Genomic DNA, 3,000 nt, shown 5'->3' with positions numbered 1-3,000 from the left:
ACCCGCTGTGGCATGAACGCTCCCTCGCGGATCCACCAACATCGTTAATCGTTGGGGAGGACTGCTAATGGACTGGATAATATTTATGGGGCCTTCTTCGACGCCTGGATTTGTGGCCGGATCGATAAATTGAGTTTCAATTCTGTCAGATTCAATCAGATCGCTTTGTTGGGCATAGAAAATATTGCCTTCATACTCATAGCCTCCCTCTGCTAATGGCTGTTCTTTCCAATAGCCAATCACGCCATCATTGAGCTGTTGGTACTCCCCAACGCGAATGGGAACCTTGACCTCGGTTAAATCATCCGTGTCTCTTTCCTCATGCGATCGCATCTGCTGCATATCTTGACGAAATACAGTCCAATCTTGGTTAATGGCGGGAAGTCCTTGTAGCTCTAGGTTGACGGCTGCTCGCACCACTGCGATCGGACGTCCCATCAGTAAGGCCAAACTTTGATTTTGGGCAAAGTTTTCGGGATCGATATGATTCAACGCATTGTTGAGACACAGATTAAAGTTTTCAACAAACTCAGGGCCTGAGGTGATGATGGTTTGCACCATTTTGTGCAAATGGGGATTGGCAATATTGGGAATTTCTTGCCCCTCAATGATTGTCGTCGCCAGGGTCGTTTCGCCCGGCACATCATCCCATTCTCCATTGACATTAATCGCCCCCAACGCTTGTCCCGCATTATCGTAAAACGTTAAACCACCATTCAGGTTATTCGGCAGTATCCAGCCACAAATAGGCGTAGTGCTCGGATCATCCGTGGTTTCTTGGTTAGCTCCATCATTGGCCGATAGCCAACGAAAATTAATCCGGGTGGGTTGCACAAAACGAGGCGGCAGCTTAATTCGACTCTTTTCCGTAGCCTTCATATGCTCTGGCCGAATCACATATTCCTCGGAGTCAACTTGCCAATCGAGATTTCTAACTTGTCCAAACGTATCCACCAACTGCACATCAATAATCCGCAGTTCCCCTGAGCGAATCGGACTAAAATCATCCAACGGTTGGGGGGCACTTTCAGCTTCATCTTCAACCGCTGCCGCCACCTCAGCTGTAAAAGCTTGGTAATCCGCAAACCCAATCGGGTCTTCAATTTCTAGCTGCAAGGTTTGCTTGTGCATCAGCAACGCGTCATTAAACCCGCCGATAGACTGAGACAAACAATTTAGGCTCTGTAGCTCTTGATACGCTTTAATCGCCGTATAGATAGGGTCCGAAAAAGTCTTATGGGTGTACCACAACTCAATATCGTCAATTTGCTCGGATAACAACTCAATTTTTCGCTGATCCAGCTCTATGTCTTGCTCTTGATAATAGGTTTCAAGGGTTTTGTGTTTTTGCAAATACGCTTCAATTCGCATCTGCAGGAGTGAATTAGCATAGGGCGTTAAAATACTAGAACCGCTGTAGATATTAGAATCTTGGTCAGTTTTGATGCGATTATCTGCCGTATCTACAGCAACAGCGTAGTTAGGTTTTGGCGATAAATCGATATCATTTGCCTGCAGTGTATAATTCCGGGTCAGAAAATCTTCACTATATTTACGATTGACAGACGATTTATTCCCGCCTTCAGCCACAGGAAAGACTTCAACCAACCATTCGAGCAGAATGGGATTCCAAGGTTGAGCGGTCCAAAGATTAAAGCCGATCCCTTCTTGCTCGCCTTGAGGAACGAGTTGAGGATCAAGTTGGTTAATTGTCTCGAAAACAAGTGTAAAGTCTTCCGCAATTAAATCTTGAATCGTCCGATTAGTCAGCGTTTGGCACTCAAGTAACCCATCCTCACTCAAACGACCATCTTCACCATGCCGTTGACTCGCTGCTACAGCCTCTCCTTCCATTAACACAACTGGCTCTTTCGGTTCCCAGTAGCGCGGCCCGCTCACCAATTCCAACTGATAGGTCGGCGGCAGAGACGCTTTTTCTTTTTCTGTCTCATCTAGAGCGTCGTATTCATCTTGAAGGGTTTGATTGTGGGTATCAATCCTCCGCACTAAATTGTTTATTAGCCCCGCGAGTTCAGAGGCCAGGGAACTCTCAGAGTCTGATATAAGAGGTAAGCTGTCTGGATTATCTAAATCTAATTTTCCAGTGGCCTGGGCCTTTTCTAATAGGGGTTCGAGTCCTCGTTGTTGGATATAGTACTTAACTTGATCAATATCAGGATAGTCATCCTGGCTATCTTCTGGAGGATAGGCACAAATCATATACTTGTACCAGTCAGAGAACAGTTGTCTACGTCTAGCGTCCAATTCTGCCAATGCAGCATCATAGCGCTGCTGTTGCTGGTTAAGAGCATTGAGCCCTGTGGCAATATCGGATGGGATGTCAAATTTTGTCTGAGAAGATGTGCTTTCTAAAGAAGACGGATCTGAAGAAGAGGGCTGGGTTTGTGTTTCTATACGAATTTTCCACAAAAAGTGGCCCGTGACCGCATTGAACCCAGCCTCATGACGAATTTCTTGAAACTTAGGGCCAATATCTAACTGTTGACTTTCTAAGTTGTCGGAAAACTGTAGCGCTTCTAATTGCTCCTCAATCACCGCTTTCTGAGATGGATCGATCGTGTCAGCCAGGTAAGCTGATAGGGCCTCTGTGCCCGTGTTGGCAACAGCTAGACGAATATTAGCGGTTTCTAAAGGAGGTTGGCCTGAGTAGTCTTCCGGTGGTTGGAAGGTTAACCGCGCATAACAGAGGATTTGCGGGGGTTCACTATCCTGAGTAAACGTTTCATTCCCCCACTCAAATTTCCACTTAAATTCCTCTTGGATGCTGTTCATCAAGACTTCGAGCGTCAATTCTGCATCTGGAAAGTCCGCCTTGAAGTTGTTCTTAAAATCTTGGAAAAATTCACTCAGATAGTTCTGTTCAGCGTTGCTATACCAGCCGATCACATCGTATTGCAGCCCCTCGGGCAGCGCTATAGCATCGGCATATTTAGGATCGTGAAAGCCAAATACACTTCGACAATTAGGATAAAAGGCCGC

Annotated in this window: 1 protein-coding gene; it reads right to left on the bottom strand. The window is 46.0% G+C overall.

Features of this window, described 5'->3' with window-relative positions; translation table 11 throughout:
• A partial coding sequence (locus Q0991_RS11700) for a hypothetical protein (protein ID WP_299488638.1) occupies positions 1 to 3,000 on the bottom strand: 3,000 nt, incomplete at both ends.

It is taken from the genome of Acaryochloris sp. IP29b_bin.137 (assembly GCF_028285745.1).
Classification (GTDB): Bacteria; Cyanobacteriota; Cyanobacteriia; order Thermosynechococcales; family Thermosynechococcaceae; genus Acaryochloris.
The sequence above is the reverse complement of the archived record's forward strand: the minus strand, read 5'-3'. Positions and strand labels throughout refer to the sequence as shown.